General features: G+C 68.5%; 20 protein-coding genes. 18 read left to right on the top strand and 2 right to left on the bottom strand.

Annotation, left to right across the window (positions count from 1 at the left end):
* Positions 1-80 precede the first annotated feature (80 nt).
* The 11 genes from pqqA to TW83_RS08355 all read left to right on the top strand — a co-directional run bounded on the left by pqqA (position 81) and on the right by TW83_RS08355 (position 8,421).
* The gene (pqqA, locus tag TW83_RS08405; protein ID WP_042250260.1) at positions 81-173 is read left to right on the top strand and encodes a pyrroloquinoline quinone precursor peptide PqqA; all 93 of its coding nucleotides are present in this window, start codon (positions 81-83) and stop codon (positions 171-173) included.
* Between the two features lie 78 nt (positions 174-251).
* The gene (gene pqqB, locus TW83_RS08400; RefSeq protein ID WP_045982315.1) at positions 252-1,133 is read left to right on the top strand and encodes a pyrroloquinoline quinone biosynthesis protein PqqB; all 882 of its coding nucleotides are present in this window, start codon (positions 252-254) and stop codon (positions 1,131-1,133) included.
* Positions 1,130-1,882 (top strand): pyrroloquinoline-quinone synthase PqqC, encoded by a 753-nt coding sequence (gene pqqC / locus TW83_RS08395; RefSeq protein WP_045982314.1) that lies wholly within the window; start codon positions 1,130-1,132, stop codon positions 1,880-1,882. The genes pqqB and pqqC overlap by 4 nt, the downstream gene beginning before the upstream one ends.
* Positions 1,879-2,172 (top strand): pyrroloquinoline quinone biosynthesis peptide chaperone PqqD, encoded by a 294-nt coding sequence (gene pqqD / locus TW83_RS08390; RefSeq protein WP_045982313.1) that lies wholly within the window; start codon positions 1,879-1,881, stop codon positions 2,170-2,172. Before pqqC ends, pqqD begins: the two co-directional genes overlap by 4 nt.
* Complete coding sequence (gene pqqE / locus TW83_RS08385) at positions 2,169-3,305, top strand: pyrroloquinoline quinone biosynthesis protein PqqE (protein ID WP_045982312.1); 1,137 nt, start codon at positions 2,169-2,171, stop codon at positions 3,303-3,305. The genes pqqD and pqqE overlap by 4 nt, the downstream gene beginning before the upstream one ends.
* 4 nt (positions 3,306-3,309) lie before the next feature.
* Positions 3,310-4,104, top strand: coding sequence for a quinoprotein dehydrogenase-associated SoxYZ-like carrier (locus TW83_RS08380; RefSeq protein WP_045982311.1), 795 nt, complete (start codon positions 3,310-3,312; stop codon positions 4,102-4,104).
* A 120-nt stretch (positions 4,105-4,224) separates the two neighbouring features.
* Positions 4,225-4,932: a response regulator transcription factor gene (locus TW83_RS08375; protein WP_045982310.1), complete on the top strand. Its 708-nt coding sequence runs from the start codon at positions 4,225-4,227 to the stop codon at positions 4,930-4,932.
* Positions 4,932-6,083, top strand: a complete 1,152-nt coding sequence (locus tag TW83_RS08370; RefSeq protein WP_052714755.1) for an FIST N-terminal domain-containing protein — start codon at positions 4,932-4,934, stop codon at positions 6,081-6,083. Before TW83_RS08375 ends, TW83_RS08370 begins: the two co-directional genes overlap by 1 nt.
* Entirely contained in the window at positions 6,073-7,392 is a 1,320-nt protein-coding gene (locus tag TW83_RS08365; protein WP_045982346.1) for a hybrid sensor histidine kinase/response regulator, read from the top strand. The genes TW83_RS08370 and TW83_RS08365 overlap by 11 nt, the downstream gene beginning before the upstream one ends.
* 85 nt (positions 7,393-7,477) lie before the next feature.
* On the top strand, positions 7,478-8,083 hold the full coding sequence (locus tag TW83_RS08360; RefSeq protein WP_045982309.1) for a hypothetical protein: 606 nt from the start codon (positions 7,478-7,480) through the stop codon (positions 8,081-8,083).
* On the top strand, positions 8,080-8,421 hold the full coding sequence (locus TW83_RS08355; protein ID WP_127897576.1) for a hypothetical protein: 342 nt from the start codon (positions 8,080-8,082) through the stop codon (positions 8,419-8,421). The genes TW83_RS08360 and TW83_RS08355 overlap by 4 nt, the downstream gene beginning before the upstream one ends.
* 10 nt (positions 8,422-8,431) lie before the next feature.
* Here the strand turns inward: TW83_RS08355 and ubiB are convergent, their stop codons facing one another.
* Positions 8,432-9,964, bottom strand: coding sequence for a 2-polyprenylphenol 6-hydroxylase (ubiB, locus tag TW83_RS08350; protein WP_045982308.1), 1,533 nt, complete (start codon positions 9,962-9,964; stop codon positions 8,432-8,434).
* 4 nt (positions 9,965-9,968) lie between these two features.
* On the bottom strand, positions 9,969-10,715 hold the full coding sequence (gene ubiE, locus TW83_RS08345; RefSeq protein WP_045982344.1) for a bifunctional demethylmenaquinone methyltransferase/2-methoxy-6-polyprenyl-1,4-benzoquinol methylase UbiE: 747 nt from the start codon (positions 10,713-10,715) through the stop codon (positions 9,969-9,971).
* Positions 10,716-10,790: 75 nt separating this feature from the next.
* On the opposite strand from ubiE, the gene mutM reads away from it, so the two are divergent.
* From mutM to TW83_RS08310, 7 genes are all read left to right on the top strand, one after another.
* Entirely contained in the window at positions 10,791-11,636 is an 846-nt protein-coding gene (mutM, locus tag TW83_RS08340) for a bifunctional DNA-formamidopyrimidine glycosylase/DNA-(apurinic or apyrimidinic site) lyase (protein WP_045982307.1), read from the top strand.
* 70 nt (positions 11,637-11,706) lie between these two features.
* Positions 11,707-12,483 (top strand): enoyl-CoA hydratase, encoded by a 777-nt coding sequence (locus TW83_RS08335; protein ID WP_045982306.1) that lies wholly within the window; start codon positions 11,707-11,709, stop codon positions 12,481-12,483.
* Between the two features lie 157 nt (positions 12,484-12,640).
* Positions 12,641-12,910 (top strand): 30S ribosomal protein S20, encoded by a 270-nt coding sequence (gene rpsT / locus TW83_RS08330; protein WP_045982305.1) that lies wholly within the window; start codon positions 12,641-12,643, stop codon positions 12,908-12,910.
* A 543-nt stretch (positions 12,911-13,453) separates the two neighbouring features.
* On the top strand, positions 13,454-14,815 hold the full coding sequence (gene dnaA / locus TW83_RS08325) for a chromosomal replication initiator protein DnaA (RefSeq protein ID WP_045982304.1): 1,362 nt from the start codon (positions 13,454-13,456) through the stop codon (positions 14,813-14,815).
* Between the two features lie 84 nt (positions 14,816-14,899).
* Positions 14,900-16,018, top strand: coding sequence for a DNA polymerase III subunit beta (gene dnaN / locus TW83_RS08320; protein WP_045982303.1), 1,119 nt, complete (start codon positions 14,900-14,902; stop codon positions 16,016-16,018).
* Positions 16,015-17,091 carry a DNA replication/repair protein RecF gene (gene recF / locus TW83_RS08315; protein WP_045982302.1) on the top strand — a complete coding sequence of 359 codons (1,077 nt, stop codon included), beginning with the start codon at positions 16,015-16,017 and terminating at the stop codon, positions 17,089-17,091. Before dnaN ends, recF begins: the two co-directional genes overlap by 4 nt.
* Positions 17,088-17,729 carry a LysE family translocator gene (locus TW83_RS08310; RefSeq protein WP_045982301.1) on the top strand — a complete coding sequence of 214 codons (642 nt, stop codon included), beginning with the start codon at positions 17,088-17,090 and terminating at the stop codon, positions 17,727-17,729. Before recF ends, TW83_RS08310 begins: the two co-directional genes overlap by 4 nt.
* The last annotated feature ends 16 nt before the right edge of the window (positions 17,730-17,745 follow it).

Here is a 17,745-nt window from a genome sequence, read left to right as displayed (position 1 = left end):
TGATTCATCCTGTCTCTATACTAGATTTGAATCCAGTCGCCTTCTGTAGCGGCGCCACCGGCATGTAGGAGGAGCACAACATGGCCTGGACCAAACCTATCCTGACCGAGATCGCTTGCGGCATGGAAATCAACATGTACGCACCCGCCGAGGACGAGCCCGTCCTGTTCTGAGCCTGTACCGCAGGCAAGAATGCGGCCCCGTCCGAACTCGTTCGGGCGGGGCTTTCTTATCGTAAGGCACGACACCCGATGCGGATCATCATCCTTGGGGCGGCGGCGGGCGGTGGCCTTCCGCAATGGAACTGCGGCTGCGGCAATTGCGACGCGGCCCGCGCTGGACGTATTCCGTCGATGACCCAAAGCTCGATCGCTGTCAGTGCCGATGGGCGCGACTGGGCCATCCTGAACGCATCGCCCGACATCCGGGCGCAACTGGCAGCGACGCCCGCGCTGCATCCGTCCGGCCCGCGGACCATGCCGCTGCGGTCGGTCCTGGTCACGAATGGCGACATCGATCACGTGGCCGGGCTGCTGACGCTGCGCGAAAGCCAGCCCTTCGATCTGTTCGCGACGCAGGCGATCCATGATGCGCTGGCGGCGAACCCGATGATGGCTGCGGTGAACCCCGACTTTGTCCCACGCCGGACCGTCGCGCTGGACCAGACGATCCCGCTGACCCCCGGCCTGACCGCGACGCTGTTCGCCGTGCCGGGCAAGGTGCCACTGTATCAGGAGGGCGCCACGGTCGAGACCGGCCTGATCGGAGAGACCACCGTGGGCGTCGAGCTGCGCAGCGCGGACCGGCGCGCGTTCTACATCCCCGGATGCGCGGACATGCCCGACTGGCTGCGCGACCGCGTCGCGGGGGCGGATGCGCTGTTCTTCGACGGCACCCTGTGGGACGACGACGAGATGATCCGCATGGGTCTGGGCCGCAAGACCGGTCGCCGCATGGGGCACATGGCTGTGACCGACACGATCCCCGCCCTGGCCGACACGCCGATTGGCCGGCGCATCTTCGTGCACATGAACAATTCGAACCCGCTGACCGACCCGGACAGCCCGCAGGCGGCCCAGGCCGCGGCACAGGGCTGGCAGGTCGCCCGCGACGGAATGGAGATCACGCTGTGAAGGACGTCCAAGCCACCGCCCAGTCCCGTGAGGATTTCGAGGCCCGCCTGCGCGCCATCGGCGCCGCGCGCTATCACGACCGTCACCCGTTCCACGCCCGCCTGCATGGCGGGCAGTGCACCCCGGACGAGGTGCGGGCCTGGGTCATCAACCGCTGGATGTACCAGTCGCGCATCCCCATGAAGGACGCGGCCTTCATGAGCCGGGTCGAGGATCCCGACCTGCGCCGCGCCTGGCGCAAGCGGATCGAGGATCACGACGGCGGCCAGACCGAGGGCGGCGGCATCCGCCGCTGGCTGGCTTTGGCGCAGGCGGTGGGGCTTGACCCGGACTATGTCGCATCGGGCGTGGGCATCATGCCGGCGACACGGTTCGCGGTCGATGCCTATGTCCGCTTCGTGCGCGACATGCCCCTACTGGACGCGGTGGCGGCCAGCCTGACCGAACTGTTCGCGCCCCGCATCCATGCGCAGCGGATCGAGGGTCTGCTGCAGCATTACGATTTCGCCGATGACAGCAGCCTGTCCTATTTCAAGAAACGCCTGACCGAGGCGCCCGAGGACGTCAAGTTCGGCCTGGACTATGTCCTGACCCATGCCGACACGCTGGAGAAGCAGGACGCCGCCGCCGCCGCGCTGACCTTCAAGACCGACGTGCTGTGGGCCCAGCTGGACGCGCTGTGGCACGGCTATGTCGAGGGGCGCACGCCCCCCGGGGCCTGGCGGCCCGGAGAGGGGATGCGCGCATGACCGCATTGATCGGACCCGACGACATCCCCTATCTGCCGCGCGGCGTGCGGCTGCAGGGCGACCGCGTGCGCGGCATCCGCGTGCTGCAGGCCCCGGAACGCGCGATGCAGCTGGACCAGATCGGAGAGGCGATCCTGTCCGAACTGGACGGCGCCCGCAGCGTGGACCGGATCGTGCGCGATCTGGCCGCGCGCTATGACGCGCCGGTGGACCAGATCGGCGGCGACGTGCGCGATTTCCTGACCGGGCTGATCGAACGGCGCATGGTCTTTGTCAGGGACAGTGCATGAAGGACCAGCAGCACCAGCCCCGCGACTTGGACGGCAACCCCGTCACCCCCGGCCTGCCCATGGCGATGCTGGCCGAGGTCACGCACCGCTGTCCGCTGGCCTGCCCCTATTGTTCGAACCCGGTCGATCTGGTCCGCGCGTCGCGCGAGATCGGCGCCGACGACTGGGGCCGGGTGTTCCGGCAGGCTGCCGATCTGGGCGTGCTGCAGGTGCACATCTCGGGCGGTGAACCCGGTGCGCGGCGCGATCTGGCGCAGATCGTGGGCCATGCGCGCGACGCGGGGCTGTACGTGAACCTGATCACCTCTGGCATCGGCATCACCCGTGACCGGCTGATCGAACTGGACCGCGCGGGCGTCGATCATGTCCAGCTGTCGCTGCAGGGCATCCGCCCGGACATGGCCGACCGGATCAGCGGCCATCCGGGGTCCTGGGACAAGAAGATGGCCTTCAGCGACTGGGTCACCGAGATCGGCTTTCCGCTGACCATCAACGCCGTCGTCCACCGCCAGAACATGGACCGCCTGCCCGACATGATCGATCTGGCCGAACGCCTTGGCGCCCGGCGGATCGAGGTGGCGACCGTCCAGTTCCACGGATGGGCCGACCGCAACCGCGGCGCGCTGATGCCCACGCGCGAACAGGCCGAATTCGCGCGACAGGTGGTCAACGCCGCCCGCGTCCGGCTGCGCGGACGGATGGTCATCGATTACGTCCCCGCCGATCACCATGCGGTCTATCCCAAGGCCTGCATGGGGGGCTGGGGCTCGACCGGGCTGAACGTCGGGCCTGATGGGACCGTGCTGCCCTGCCACGCCGCCCAGACCATCGACTGGATGCGCTTCGAGAACGTGCAGGAGCGGTCGCTGTCCGACATCTGGCACCTGTCCGACAGCTTCAACGCCTTCCGGGGCACGGCGTGGATGCCGGAACCCTGCCGCGGCTGCGACCGCAAGTCCGTCGATTTCGGCGGCTGCCGCTGCCAGGCGATGGCGCTGGCCGGCGACGCGCGGGCCACGGACCCGGTCTGTTCGAAATCTCCGCTGCATGCAGGGGTCGTGGCACGCGCCGAGGAGGACGCCGCCGCCACGACCACCGAATTCGTCTATCGGAGGATGTCCAAGGGAGGATGAGGCAATGAGACTGTGGCTGACCCTGACGGCGGCGCTGCCGGCCGCGCCCGCGATGGCGCAGGACAACGCGCTGCAACCATCGCCGACCTGGGAGGATCTGCGCGGGGCGGTGATGGATTTGGACAGCGATCCGCCGCAGGACGCGACGGTGCTGGACCTGGACGCACCGACCCGCGCCCATGACGCGGCCATCGTGCCCATCCGTCTGACGCAGGCGGCCGACGCTCCCGCCATCGACGCCCTGACCCTGGTCATTGACGAGAACCCTGCACCCGTCGCCGCCGAATACGCCTTTGGTCCCGCGCTGATGCCCCTGGATTTCGAGGTGCGCGTCCGGGTCGACAGCTATTCCGACGTCCGCGCCATCGCGACCCAGGCCGACGGCACGCAGATCATGGCCGGGCGCTTCGTCAAGGCCGCGGGCGGCTGTTCGGCACCGGCGGGCAAGGACATGGCCGCGACCAAGGCGACCATGGGCCAGATGCGCTGGCGCAGCGAGGTTCAGGACGGAGCGGAGATCGGCACGCTGATGATCCGGCACCCGAATTTTTCGGGCCTTCAGCGCGACCAAGTGACGCTGCTGAACATCCCGGCCCATTTCATCGACCGCCTGGACGTGCGCCAGGGTGACGCACTGCTGTTCTCGATGGCGGCGGGGATCTCGGTCAGCGAGGATCCGGTGTTCCGCTTTCGCTATCAACCGGATGGCCAGCCGATCAACGTCCGGGTCGAGGATACGGACGGCAATGTCTGGACCGAAAGCTTTCCGCCGGGCGAACGAACGGTCAACAAAAGCTAGATCGCCATCCGACTTTCGTCGCAGCATGGCGCTTGCTTTATGTGCACCCTGCCCTAGACTGCGGTCACGGCGGCACCCTTGAGGAGGGGTTGCAGCCGGCAGAACCCAGGGAGGAATGCCATGACAGCAGCCGCCATGCAGGCGCGTCCCGTGCCGTCAGCGCGACCCACCGCCGACCAGGTCCGCGAGATCCTGATCGTCGACGACCACCCGCTGATGTGCGATGCGCTGGCACTGACGCTGAAGATCAGCTTTGGCCTGAAGAATGTCCGCACCGCACGCAGCCTTGGCGCAGCGGTGGAACAGATCCGCGTGCAGGGTGCGCCCGACGCCGTGATCCTTGACTTGAACCTGCCCGACGCGCGCGGCGCCGAGGGCATCGTGACCCTGCGCCGCCAGCTTCCGGGCGTGCCGATCACCATGATCTCGGCCGATCTGGAGGGGGCTATGATCTCGACCGCGATGGCGGCCGGGGCGCAGGGCTATATCAGCAAGTCGCTGTCGCGCGAGGCGCTGGTCGACAGCCTGCGCCGCATGTGGGAGGGCGAGCACGTCACCCCCGACGGATACCAACCCGATCAGGACAGCGCGGACGACGACGCGAAGGCCGAACTGGCGCGGCGCTTTTCGTCGCTGACGCCGCAGCAGATGAAGATCCTGCGGCTGATCTGCAAGGGCAAGGCCAACAAGGAGATCAGCTACGAGCTGTCGATCGCCGAGGCCACGGTCAAGACCCACATCACGGCGATCATGTCCAAGATCAACGCCCGCCGCCGCACGCAGGCCGTGCTGCTGGCCAACTCGATCCGGCTGTTCGAGGCCGGCTGATGAACACCGACCCGGCTGCGATGGAGGGCGCATCCGGGCCGGTCGCTGTGCAGGCCGACCGCGGCGGGACCGACATGGTCCCGACCTTGCTGGACGGCCTGCGCGGCACCAATCCCGCCTTGGTCCTGCTGTTCGGCGCGCAGGCGGACGACCTGGCCGTGCTGCAGTCCGGGCTGGCCCCCCACCTGCCGCCCGATTGCGTGATCGCCGGATGCTCGTCCGCCGGAGAGATCGGGCCGCAGGGCTATGCCAGCGACAGCGTGGTGGCGATCGGGTTTCCCGCGCGCCATTTCCGCGCCGCGTCCCTGCTGCTGCCGGACCTTGCCGCGCTGCCGGTGTCGGAATGGATGGCGCAGCTGCGCCAGATGGCGCGCGATTTCGGCCCCGATCCGGCGCGGCACCTGTTCGGCCTTCTGCTGACCGATGGCCTGGCCGGACAGGAGGACGCGCTGGTCGCCACGCTGGACGCGGCCCTGCCCTCGGTCCCGGTGCTGGGGGGGTCGGCTGGCGACGGTCTGGATTTCCGCCGCACCTCGCTGCTTGCGCAGGGCGCCGTGCGGTCGGGCGTCGCGGTCTTCCTGTTGGTCGAGACCGACCTGACCATCCGCGAGGTCACGTTCGCCCATTTCAGCCCCACCCCCACCCGCGCGGTGGTCACCGCCGCCATTCCCGAAAAACGCCGCATCTTGGAGCTGAACGCCGAACCCGCGGCCCAGGAATATGCCCGCCTGACCGGGTTGCGCCGCGCCGACCTGACGCCCAGCGAATTTGCCCGCCACCCCCTGCTGCTGCGCATGGGCGGGCGCCATCACGTGCGTGCCATCAGCGCCATCACAGACGACGACGGCCTGTCGCTGATGTCGTCCATCGACACCGGCACGGTCCTGACCCTAGGCCGGTCCGAGGATCTGATCCAGGGGTTTTCCGACCTGCTGGAGGCGCTGCCCACGCCGCCGCTGATGGTGCTGGCCTTCGACTGCATCCTGCGCCGGCTGGCACTGGAACGCGCGGGGCTGACCGACCGGATGTCGGACCTGTACCGCCGTCACCGCGTTGCGGGGTTCAACACCTATGGCGAACAGCACAGCGGCATGCATGTGAACCAGACATTCGTGGGCCTGGCCTTCATGAGGTCCGATGATGTTGCGTGACGACGATCCGCCCGACCGGCAGATCGCCAAGCTGACCCGCATCAACGCCGTCCTGATCGACCGGATCGACCGGCTGGAAGAATCACGCGGGTCCGCATGGTCGATGTTCCAGGCCGCCGTCGCGCTGGAGCAGGAGGTGCTGGCCCGCACGCGTGACCTGGAACGCGCGATGGCCGACCTGTCGCAAAGAAACCGCGAACTGGCCGTAGCTCGCGCCCTGGCCGAGGAGGCGAACCGGTCCAAGACCCGTTTCCTGCGCGCGGCCAGCCACGACCTGCTGCAGCCCCTGTCGGCGGCGCGCCTGTTCCTGTCGGCGCTGACCGACACGCCGATGGACCCGCACCAGACCGAACTGACCGACCGGCTTGGCAGCGCCTTCGAATCGGTCGAACAGCTGATGCATGCGGTGCTGGACATCTCGCGGCTGGACAGCCAGCGGATCGAGTTCAACCGGCAGCCCGTGCCGCTGGACGACCTGTTCCGCAGGCTGGCCGCCGAATTCGCGCCCGTGGCGCAGGCCAAGGGGTTGCGACTGCGGTTCATGCCCACGACCGCGGTCGTGGACAGCGACCCGATCTTCCTGCGCCGCATCGCGCAGAACCTGGTGTCGAACGCGATCAAGTACACCCATCGCGGCGGCGTCGCGGTGGGTGCGCGGCGCAAGGGGGCGATGTGCTGGCTGTCGGTCTATGACACCGGGATGGGCATTCCCGCCGTGGACCGCAACCGCATCTTCGACGAGTTCCAGCGCCTGACCCATGACAGCGCGACGCCCGGCATGGGGCTGGGCCTGTCCATCGTGCGCCGGGCCTGCGCCAAGCTGGGCCATCCGATCAGCCTGTCGTCCGAGGCGATGCGCGGCACGGTGTTCCGCGTCGGCCTGCCCCTGGTGCAGGCGCTGTCGGACACACCGCGCCTTGCCGTCGCGCCGCTGCCCGCGCTGCGCGGCCGCGTGGCCCTGGTGGTCGAGAACGACCCCGAGATGCGCCGTGCCTATCAGATGATCCTGCGCGACCGGCTTGGCATGGTGCCCCGCATCGCCGGCGACACGGCCGAGGCGCTGGCCACGATGGGGGACGAACCCCCCGACGTGATCCTGGCCGATTACCACCTGGAGAACGGCGACACCGGGTTTGCCGCGATCGAGGCGCTGCGCGCCGCATCCGACCGGCCGGTGCCCGCGGTGATGGTGACGGCGCATCGCGATCCAGCGATTTCGCGGCGCTGCGCCGCCATGGGCATCCACCTGCTGGAAAAGCCCGTCAGTCCGCCAGACCTGGCCGAGATTCTAGGGCGTCTTCTGGCCTAAGACCAAGGGGGGATGCGGCCGCCGCCGGGGCTTGCGCCGCCGCCCGTCCCGCGCCCATCATGCCCCAACGTTTGGGAGGACGACCATGACCCGCGCCTTTGCACTTGCCCTGATGCTGGGGCTTGCCCCCCTGCCCCTGATCGCGGCCGAGGCCGGCGACGCGGTCTTTGCCGAACGGGGCCCCTGGGATCTGGGCGACAGGACGCTGGAATGGCAGATGACCGTCACGGGCCCGATGGCCGAAGGGTTCCGCCCGACCGAGGACGGCCGCATCACCCTGTCCCAGGACATCGACCCCAGCGATCAGCAACCGATCCTGGAGCTGACCCAGAAGGCCGGGCCGATCGACCGCACGATCGGGCCGTTCCCGATCTCTTCGGGTGATCCGGTCCTGACCTTCTTTCTGGAACAGACGACCCGCGACATGGCCGCGCTGACCGGCGGCAGCCCCTTCTATATCCGCAACCGCATGAAGGAGGCGCTGTTCCGGGGCGGAGAGGTCACGACCACCGACAACGGCATCACGGCCAGCTTTCAGCCCTTCATCGCGGACAAGAATGCAGAACGCATGCACGGCTTCCAGACGCTGACGCTGACCTTCGTGATGGCCGCGCCGGACGAGCCCATCCGCGAGCTGCGCGCCGAAACCGATGCCGCGGCGGGTTATCGCAACGAACTGGTGCTGCAATGATCCGCGCGGGCGCCTGTGCGCTGGCGCTGGCCCTGACGGCGGCCCCCGCATCGGCGCAGGCAGTGAACGATTATCCGACCAATGCGCGGGTCGAATACGCCTTTGCCTGCATGGCGACCAACGGGCAGACGCGCGACATGCTGGACCGCTGTTCTTGTGCGATTGACCGCATCGCCGAGGTGCTGCCCTATGCCGATTACGTCGGCGCGGAAACCATCCTGCGGATGCGCCAGACCACCGGAGAGCGGTCCGGCATGTTCCGCGGCATGGCCGCCCTGACCGAGACCGTGGCCACCCTGCGCCGCGCCGAGGCCGAGGCCGAGATCATCTGCTTCTGACCGCCGCGCGTCACAGCGACAGGCCGATTCCGGCGCCGGCCGCCAGCGCCAGCAGCGCGACCAGCCACAGCGGCACCGGCGGGCGGGCCTGGATCAGCGTCAGCCGCGTCTCCTCGGGATGGGCGCGTTCCCACAGGGCGCGCTCGATCATGCGCGGCAGCAGCGGGCCATAGCGGCCCACGGTCTGCGCGATCTGGGTCAGGTCGCTGATCGCGGCCTTGGGACCGACGCTGGCCTTGATGTAATCCGACACGACCGGCTTGGCCGCGTCCCAGATGTTCAGGTTCGGGTCCAGCGACCGGGCCACGCCCTCGACCACGACCATGGTGCGCTGCAGCAGGATCAGCTCGGTCCGGGTCGGCATGCCGAAGCGCTCGGTCACCTCGAAGAGGTAGGACAAGAGGTTGCCCATGCTGATGCGGCTGGCATCGGCGCCGAAGATCGGCTCTCCCACGGCGCGCAGGGCGCGGGCGAAGGCGGCCTCGTCGCGGTCGCGGGGGACGTATCCGGCCTCGAAATGCACGCGGGCCACTAGGCGGTAGTCGCGCTGGATGAAGCCGTAGAGGATCTGGGCATAGACCCGGCGGGTATACTCGTCGATCTCTCCCATGATGCCGAAATCATAGGCGATGATGTCGCCGTTCGCCGCGACCTTCAGATTGCCGTGATGCATGTCGGCATGGAAGAACCCGTCGCGCAACGCATGCGACAGGAACAGCTGGATCACCCGGCGCGCCAGGTCGGTCGTGTCATGGCCCGCCGCGATCAGCGCCTCGCGGTCGCCCATCGGCAGCCCCTCGGCCCAGTCCGCCGTCAGCACGCGGCGCGAGGACAGCGCCCAATGCGGCCGCGGGATCTGAAAGCCCGCATCGCCGGCCGTGTTCTCGGCGAACTCGGATGCGGCGGCGGCCTCCAGGCGCAGGTCCTGTTCGCCGGTGACGGTCTTCTCGAAATGGCTGACCACGTCGCGGGGGCGCAGGCGGCGCGTGCCGGGCGAGACCAGCTCGATCAGACGCGCGCCGAAGTGGAACGCGTCGATGTCGCGCCGGAAGGCCGCGCCGATGCCGGGACGCACGACCTTGACCGCGACCTCGCGCCCCGTCTCGCGCACGCGGGCCCGGTGGACCTGGGCGATGGAGGCCGCGGCGACGGGTTCGGAGAATTCGCTGAACAGCTGATCGACGGGGGCGCGCAGCTCCGCCTCGATGGCGGTCTTGGCGATGTCGGTCGGAAAGGGCGGCAGGCGGTCCTGCAGCATGCGCAGCTGTCCGGCCATCTCCGGGCCCACGACATCGGCGCGCGTCGACAGGATCTGGCCGAACTTGATGTAGGCCGGCCCCAGGGCGGTGATGGCGCGGGTGATGGGCGGCAGGGTCGGATCGCCCTTGTAGCCCAGCCAGCGGAAGGGCCAGCCCAGGACCCGCGCGGCCAGCCGCAGGCGCATGGGCGCATCGACCGCGTCCAGCACCGCGGCCATGGCGCCGGTGCGTTCGAACGTGGCGCCTGTGCGGATCAGCCGCAAGATGTTGTGGGGTCCGCGCATCGCCCTACAATTTCCAGCCGGAATGCAGGGCGGCGATGCCCATCGACAGGTTGCGCCACTGCACCCGGCCAAAGCCCGCATCGCGGATCAGGGCGGCAAAGCTGTCCTGGTCGGGAAACTTGCGGATCGATTCGACCAGGTATTGATAGCTGTCGCGATCCCCCGTCACCGCCTGCCCCATGGCCGGGATCACGTTGAAGCTGTAGCGGTCATAGGCCCATTGCATCGCGGGCACCGGGATCTGGCTGAATTCCAGCACCACCAGGCGGCCGCCGGGCTTCAGCACGCGGTACGCCTCGCGCAGCGCATCGGGGATGCGCGTCACGTTGCGGATGCCGAAGCTGATCGTGTAGCGGTCGAAGCTGTCGTCGGCGAAGGGCAGCGCCATCGCGTCGCCCGTGACCCAGGCCAGCCGGTCGGCGCGGTCCACGGCCTCGGCGCGCTTGCGCCCCTCGACCAGCATGGATTCGGTCATGTCGCAGACGGTGACCCGCGCGCCCGGCGCCCGGTCCAGGAACCGGAAGGCCACGTCGCCCGTGCCCCCCGCCACGTCCAGCAGGTGCTGCCCGTCGCGCGGCGCCAGCCAGTCCATCAGCGCGGTCTTCCAGACGCGGTGGATGCCGACGCTCATCAGGTCGTTCATCACGTCGTATTTCGAGGCGACCGAGGAGAAGACCTGATGGACCATGCCGGCCTTCTGATCCTCGTGCACGGTCTGAAAGCCGAAATGGGTCTGCCTGTTGTCCGTCATGCGCTTGCCGTTTGCCTGTTCCATTGCCAGATAGGTCCGGCGTGCCGCGCGCACAATGCGACGAAAGGAACCCGATTGCCAGAACTGCCGGAAGTCGAGACCGTCCGCCGCGGCCTGCTGCCCCACCTGGAGGGCGCGCGCATCGCCCGCGCCCAGATCAACCGCCCAGACCTGCGCTGGCCGCTGCCGGTGGACCTGATGCAGGTGCTGACCGGCGCGCGCGTCACCGCGCTGCGGCGGCGGTCGAAATACCTGCTGGCCGACCTGGAGGGGCGCGGCACGGTCCTGTGGCATCTGGGCATGTCGGGCCGCATGCTGGTCCAGGGCGCGGGCCTGGGCGAGTTCCACCGTGATCCGGGCGTCCACGCGCGCCACGACCATGTCGTGCTGACCACCGATGCGGGAACGACCGTGACCTTCAACGACGCACGCCGCTTCGGCATGGTCGACCTGATCCGCGAGGGCGCGTCCCATCCGCTGCTGGATCATCTGGGGCCCGAGCCCTTCGATCCGGTCTTCGACGCGGATTACCTGCGCGCGGCCTTCGCCGGTCGGCGGGTGCCGGTGAAACAGGCGCTGCTGGACCAGCGCATCGTGGCGGGGCTGGGCAACATCTATGTCAGCGAATCGCTGTGGCGGGCGGGGATCGATCCGCGGCGGGCGGCGGGACGGATCGGCGCGCCGCGCATCGCGGCCCTGGTGGGGCATGTCCGCGACGTTCTGACCGACGCGATCGCTGCGGGCGGATCGTCCCTGCGCGACCATCGCCAGGCCAGCGGGGAGCTGGGCTATTTCCAGCACAGCTTCCGCGTCTATGACCGCGCGGGCCAGCCCTGCCTGCGCGACGGCTGCCCCGGCACCATCGCGCGGATCGTGCAGTCGGGGCGGTCGTCCTTCTGGTGTCCGACCTGCCAGCGGTGAACCGTTGGACGGCTGCGCGGGGCTCTGCTAGGACGGGGGCCACGCAATCTGCCAACGAGGTCCAAGCCCCATGGCCTACGAAACCATCATCGTGGAGATCGAGGACGAGGTCGCCCTGATCCGGCTGAACCGTCCCGAGGCGCTGAACGCGCTGAACGGCGCCCTGCTGGACGAGCTGTCGACCGCGCTGTCGGAGGCCGACCGCAACGACAAGGTCCGCTGCATCGTCCTGACCGGCAGCGAGAAGGCCTTCGCCGCCGGCGCCGACATCAAGGAGATGTCCACGAAGACCTATGTCGAGGTCTATGAGGAGGACCTGTTCGGCGCCCAGATCGAGGCGATCACCCGCGTGCGCAAGCCGATCATCGCCGCCGTCAGCGGATACGCCCTGGGCGGCGGCTGCGAGCTGGCCATGGTCTGCGACTTCATCATCTGCGCCGAGAACGCCAAGTTCGGCCAGCCCGAGATCAACCTGGGCGTCGTCGCGGGCATCGGCGGCACGCAGCGCCTGACCCGGTTCGTGGGCAAGTCCAAGGCCATGGACATGAACCTGACCGGCCGCTTCATGGACGCCGCAGAGGCCGAGCGGTCCGGTCTGGTCAGCCGCGTCGTGCCCACCCCCAAGCTGATTCCCGAGGCGATGGCCGCCGCGCGCAAGATCGCTGAAAAGTCCCAGATCGCCACCAAGACCGTCAAGGAGGCCGTGAACCGCGCCTATGAGACGACGCTGCGCGAGGGTCTGCTGTTCGAGCGCCGGTCCTTCCATGCGCTCTTCGCGACCGAGGACCAGAAGGAGGGCATGGCCGCCTTCCTGGAAAAGCGCGAGGCGCAGTTCCGCGACAGATAAGGGTTTTCTTTTCGGCAAGGCTGGCCTATACGCCCCGACTTACATGCGTGTGGGCCCGCTTTGGCAAGAATCATGTCCGTCCCGAACAGGGACGGCGCCATGGGGCTTTTGCACGTTCGAAATTTAGACATGCAACTGACCCGATAGGAAGACACCCATGGCCAACACGCCCCAGTCCAAGAAACGCGCCCGCCAGATCGAACGTCGCACCGACGTCAACAAGGCCCGTCGTTCGCGCATCCGCACCTATATCCGCAAGGTCGAAGAGGCCATCGCCTCGGGCAATGCCGATGCGGCCGCGCTGGCGCTGAAGACCGCGCAGCCCGAACTGATGCGCGGCGTGACCAAGGGCGTCGTGCACAAGAACACCGCGTCGCGCAAGATCTCGCGCCTGGCGGCCCGCGTGAAGGCGCTGTCGGCCAACTGATCCACAGGCCCCACGGGGCCCTGAGATAAGCGTTCCACGCCCTTCGGGGCACCGGAATACAGCATCGGGTGCAGGCGAAAGCCCTGCGCCCGATTTGCGTTTCTGCACCTGCGACATTTTGAAAAATCGAACGAATTCAAGCAATTCGGAAAATTGTTAATCGAGTCAAAGGCATCGCAGATTCGCTTGGACCAAGTTGCTGTCAAGCGCAGAGTTCGGTTGCAGCTATCCACAAGCTGGGGCTAGTTTCCTCCTTGCGATTCACGTCGCTTGGGGACGGGCCGGGCCCTGTGGACAGATCTTCGGATCCGTCCGGGACGACGGCCGGGCCGCGAAGAACACCTCTTCCGCCTTCGGGTTCACGACATCCGGCTGCCACCGGGTGTCCGGGGACCTGTGTCCAGGACCGAAAACGGGCTGATGCCCCTTGATCGACCGCGTTCGCGGTCGCGGGGGCAGCGTTTTTGCGTGCCACCCGGATGACGTGAATTCTGTCCCGTCGGATCAACCGGCGGGGATTGGGGACAGACGGGAAACGGGACGATGATGGACAAGATCTGGGGTCAGGCATGCGCCGAGCTGGAACAGAGCGTGGGGCCGAACAACTACAACCACTGGATCAAGCCGCTGCGCCTGATGGCGATCGACGACGGGGCCGCGCGATTCGTCAGCCCGACGCGCTTCATCTCTGACTGGGTCGGGCGTCACTTTGCCAAGGACATCATGGCGGTGCTGACCCGACATGGCGCCCCGGTCGAGCGTCTGCGCTTTGACGTGGGCAGCGCCGCGGCGCGCCCCTCGGCCCAGGCCGCCGCCCCCGCGGGCCAGCCGGCCGAGGCGCCGACCACCCGCGCCGCCCGCACCGATCTGGGCGCGCCGCTGGACAGCCGCTTCACCTTCGGGAACTTCATCGTCGGCAAGCCGAACGAGCTGGCCCATGCCGCCGCCCGCCGCGTGGCCGAGGGGGGGCCCGTCGGTTTCAACCCGCTGTTCCTCTATGGCGGCGTGGGCCTGGGCAAGACGCACCTGATGCACGCGATCGCGCATGACTATCAGGCGCGCCACCCGTCGGCGCAGGTCCTGTACCTGTCGGCCGAACAGTTCATGTACCGCTTCGTGCAGGCGCTGCGCGAAAGCTCGATCATGGACTTCAAGAGCATGTTCCGGAACGTGAACATGCTGATGGTCGACGACGTGCAGTTCATCGCCGGCAAGGACAGCACCCAGGAAGAATTCTTCCACACGTTCAACGCGCTGGTCGACCAGGGCAAGCAGATCGTGATCTCGGCCGACCGCGCGCCCGCCGAGATCAAGGGCCTTGAGGAACGCATCAAGTCGCGCCTGTCCTGCGGCCTGATCGTGGACCTGCACCCGACGACGTATGAGCTGCGCCTGGGCATCCTGCAGTCCAAGACGCAGGCCTTCCGCGCCCAGCAGCCCGACTTGGAGATCGGCGCGGGCGTGCTGGAGTTCCTGGCGCATCGCATCACCACCAACGTCCGCGTCCTGGAAGGCGCGCTGCAGCGCCTGTTCGCGCATGCAAGCCTGCTGCGCCGCGAGATCACGCTGGAGGTGGCGCAGGAATGCCTGGCCGACATCCTGCGGACCAATGACCGCAAGATCAACATCGACGACATCCAGCGCAAGGTGGCCGAGCATTACAACATCCGCCTGGCCGACATGATGGGTCCGAAACGCGCGCGCAACGTCGCCCGGCCCCGCCAGATCGCGATGTACCTGTCCAAGCAGCTGACCAGCCGCTCCCTCCCCGAGATCGGCCGCCGCTTCGGCGGACGCGACCACACCACGATCATGCACGGCGTGCGCAAGATCGAGGAGCTGTTGGTCGAGGACAGCGCCATGGTCGAGGACATCGCCGTGCTGAAGCGGATGCTGGAAGCCTGATCACGAAAATCTTGTGACTGCCCGCGCGGGCGGCTACACATCAGGTCCGGCAGGGGCCGCAGAGCCATGGGACAGGGGAAACTGATGAAATTCTCGATCGAGCGCGCCGTTCTGGTCAAGGCCGTGTCGCAGGCCCAGTCGGTCGTGGAACGCCGCAACACCATCCCGATCCTGGCCAACGTGCTGATCGAGGCCACCCCCGAAGGCGTCAGCTTCCGGGCCACCGACCTGGACACCGAGGTCGTGGACCGCGCCGTGGCGCAGGTCGAACGCCCCGGCGCCACCACCGTCAGCGCCGTGATGCTGAACGAGATTGCGCGCAAGCTGCCCGACGGCGCCTTGGTCCAGCTGGCCAGCAACGACGCCTCGGGGCGGCTGTCGGTCCAGGCCGGGCGCTCGTCCTTCAGCCTGGCGACCCTGCCGCGGGCCGATTTCCCGGTCATGGCCACCAGCGAATACAGCGCGAACTTCAAGGCGCCCGCATCGGTGCTGCGCCGGCTGTTCGACAAGTCGAAATTCGCGATCTCGACCGAGGAGACGCGGTACTATCTGAACGGCGTCTACATGCACGTGGCCCAGTCCGAGGACGGCCCCGTCCTGCGCTGCGTGGCGACCGACGGGCACCGCCTGGCCCGGATCGACGCGCCCCTGCCTGCGAACGCGGATGCGATGCCGGGCGTGATCGTGCCCCGCAAGACCGTCGGAGAGCTGCGCAAGCTTCTGGACGACGACGAGGCCGAGATCGCCGTGTCGGTCAGCGAGACCAAGGTCCGCTTTGCCACGCCCACGATCACGCTGACCTCCAAGGTCATCGATGGGACGTTCCCCGATTACAGCCGCGTGATCCCGCAGGGCAACGCCCGCAAGCTTGAGGTGGACGCCGCCGACTTTGCCCGTGCGGTCGACCGCGTGGCGACCGTCAGCAGCGAACGTTCGCGCGCGGTCAAACTGTCGCTGGACGCGGACCGGCTGGTCCTGTCGGTCAACGCCCCCGACGCCGGCGCCGCCGAGGAGGAGCTGATCGTGGCCTATGCCGACGAGCCGCTGGAGATCGGCTTCAACGCCAAGTACCTGCAGGAGATCGCGGGCCAGGTCGATCGCGACAATGCGGTGTTCCTGTTCAACGGCTCGGGCGACGCCGCCCTGATCCGCGAGGGCAGCGATCTCAGCGCGGTCTATGTCGTCATGCCGATGCGCGTGTGACACTGACGGCGCTGCGGCTGTCCCAGTTCCGGTCCTGGCCGCGGCTGGACCTGTCGCTGGACGCCCGCCCCCTGGCGATCCATGGGCCGAACGGGTCCGGCAAGACGAACATCCTGGAAGCGCTGTCCATGCTGGCGCCGGGCCGCGGTCTGCGCGCGGTGGCCGCCCCCGATCAGGCGCGGATGGGCCCCGATGCGGGCTGGCGCCTCCGCGCCACGCTTGGCGATCACGCGGTCGAGACCGCGGCGCCCCCCGGCCAACCCCGCCATGTCATCCTGGACGACAAGCCCGTGACCCAGACCGCGCTGGCCCGGCTGGTGCGGGTCATTTGGCTGGTGCCCGCGATGGACCGGTTGTGGTCGGACGCACCCGAAGGGCGGCGGCGGTTCCTGGACCGGGTGACCCTGTCGCTGATGCCCGACCACGCGGACCTGGCGCTGGCCTATGACAAGGCCATGCGTGAACGCAACCGCCTGCTGCGCGATCAGATCGGCGATCCCGGCTGGTACCGCGCACTGGAGACGCAGATGGCCGAGGCCGGCGCGGGCCTGACCCGCAACCGCCAGGCGGCGCTGTCCGCCATCATGGCCGCGCAGGACGGCGGCACGGATTTTCCGGCCGCCCGCCTGACCCTGCTGGCCCAGGACGGCTTTGCCGACGATGCCGACTCCGCCAGCATCGCCGCGCGCCTGGCCGCGACGCGCCACCGCGACATGGCCGCCGGGCGGACGCTGACAGGGGCGCATCGGGCCGATCTGGGCGCCAGCTGGGGGCCGCAGGACATGCCCGCTGCGCAGTCCTCGACCGGAGAGCAGAAGGCATTGCTGTTGTCGCTGATCCTGGCCAATGCGCGGGCGCTGTCGGATCAACCGGTCCTGCTGCTGCTGGACGAGGTCGCGGCGCATCTGGACGCTGACCGGCGCGCGGCCCTTTACGACCGCATCACCGACCTGCCCGCCCAGACCCTGCTGACCGGAACGGGGCCGGAACTGTTCGACGCCTTCGGCCCGCGCGCGCGCAGCCTGGCCGTGACCAAGACCGACGGCGCCTCTGCGGCATGCGAGGCCGCATGACGCTGAGCGTGCAGGCGATCTGGCTGTATGCGGGCGCGCTGGCGGCGATCTGGCTGACGCCCGGCCCGGTCTGGGTGGCGATCATGGCGCGGGGCCTGTCGTCCGGTTGGGCGGGGGTCTGGCCGCTGGCGCTTGGGGTGGCGATTGGGGACATGATCTGGCCTCTGATCGCGATCTTCGGCCTGACGCTGCTGGTGGGCGATCAGGCGGCCCTGCTGTCGGTCCTGCGCTGGATCGCGGTCGCGGTCTTTCTGGGCATGGGCATCGGGCTGCTGCGCCACGCCGGGCAGGCCGTGGACAGCGACAGCCGCCTGACCCGGCGTGGTGGGTGGGCGGGCTTCAGCGCGGGCCTGCTGGCCATTGCCGGCAACCCCAAGGCGGCGCTGTTCTATGTCGGCGTGCTGCCCGGTTTCTTCGACGTGGCGCGGCTGACCGGGCGCGATGTCGCGGTGATCGTGGGGATGTCGGGGGCCATTCCTTTCCTGCTGAACCTGGGCATGGGCGCCACGCTGGCCGCGCTGCGTGCCCGTCTGGCGACCCCCGCGGGGCTGCGGCGGATGAACCTGGCATCGGGCTGGCTGCTGATTTTCGTGGGGCTGGTGCTGGGTGCGGGCCAGATCTGGGCAGGCCGGGCATAAAACCCGCCGACGGGGC

It is taken from the genome of Paracoccus sp. S4493 (genome assembly GCF_000967735.1).
Classification (GTDB): domain Bacteria; phylum Pseudomonadota; class Alphaproteobacteria; order Rhodobacterales; family Rhodobacteraceae; genus Paracoccus; species Paracoccus marcusii.
The sequence above is the reverse complement of the archived record's forward strand: the minus strand, read 5'-3'. Positions and strand labels throughout refer to the sequence as shown.

Excerpts from the sequence above, each read along its gene's own strand:
- TW83_RS08370 (WP_052714755.1), top strand. The coding sequence starts at position 4,932 with ATGAACACCGACCCGGCTGCGATGGAGGGCGCATCCGGGCCGGTCGCT.
- pqqA (WP_042250260.1), top strand. The coding sequence starts at position 81 with ATGGCCTGGACCAAACCTATCCTGACCGAGATCGCTTGCGGCATGGAA.
- TW83_RS08365 (WP_045982346.1), top strand. The coding sequence starts at position 6,073 with ATGTTGCGTGACGACGATCCGCCCGACCGGCAGATCGCCAAGCTGACC.
- TW83_RS08375 (WP_045982310.1), top strand. The coding sequence starts at position 4,225 with ATGACAGCAGCCGCCATGCAGGCGCGTCCCGTGCCGTCAGCGCGACCC.
- rpsT (WP_045982305.1), top strand. The coding sequence starts at position 12,641 with ATGGCCAACACGCCCCAGTCCAAGAAACGCGCCCGCCAGATCGAACGT.
- dnaN (WP_045982303.1), top strand. The coding sequence starts at position 14,900 with ATGAAATTCTCGATCGAGCGCGCCGTTCTGGTCAAGGCCGTGTCGCAG.
- ubiE (WP_045982344.1), bottom strand. The coding sequence starts at position 10,715 with ATGACGGACAACAGGCAGACCCATTTCGGCTTTCAGACCGTGCACGAG.
- TW83_RS08380 (WP_045982311.1), top strand. The coding sequence starts at position 3,310 with ATGAGACTGTGGCTGACCCTGACGGCGGCGCTGCCGGCCGCGCCCGCG.
- TW83_RS08310 (WP_045982301.1), top strand. The coding sequence starts at position 17,088 with ATGACGCTGAGCGTGCAGGCGATCTGGCTGTATGCGGGCGCGCTGGCG.
- pqqE (WP_045982312.1), top strand. The coding sequence starts at position 2,169 with ATGAAGGACCAGCAGCACCAGCCCCGCGACTTGGACGGCAACCCCGTC.
- pqqB (WP_045982315.1), top strand. The coding sequence starts at position 252 with ATGCGGATCATCATCCTTGGGGCGGCGGCGGGCGGTGGCCTTCCGCAA.
- pqqD (WP_045982313.1), top strand. The coding sequence starts at position 1,879 with ATGACCGCATTGATCGGACCCGACGACATCCCCTATCTGCCGCGCGGC.
- TW83_RS08335 (WP_045982306.1), top strand. The coding sequence starts at position 11,707 with ATGGCCTACGAAACCATCATCGTGGAGATCGAGGACGAGGTCGCCCTG.
- ubiB (WP_045982308.1), bottom strand. The coding sequence starts at position 9,964 with ATGCGCGGACCCCACAACATCTTGCGGCTGATCCGCACAGGCGCCACG.
- TW83_RS08360 (WP_045982309.1), top strand. The coding sequence starts at position 7,478 with ATGACCCGCGCCTTTGCACTTGCCCTGATGCTGGGGCTTGCCCCCCTG.
- dnaA (WP_045982304.1), top strand. The coding sequence starts at position 13,454 with ATGATGGACAAGATCTGGGGTCAGGCATGCGCCGAGCTGGAACAGAGC.
- TW83_RS08355 (WP_127897576.1), top strand. The coding sequence starts at position 8,080 with ATGATCCGCGCGGGCGCCTGTGCGCTGGCGCTGGCCCTGACGGCGGCC.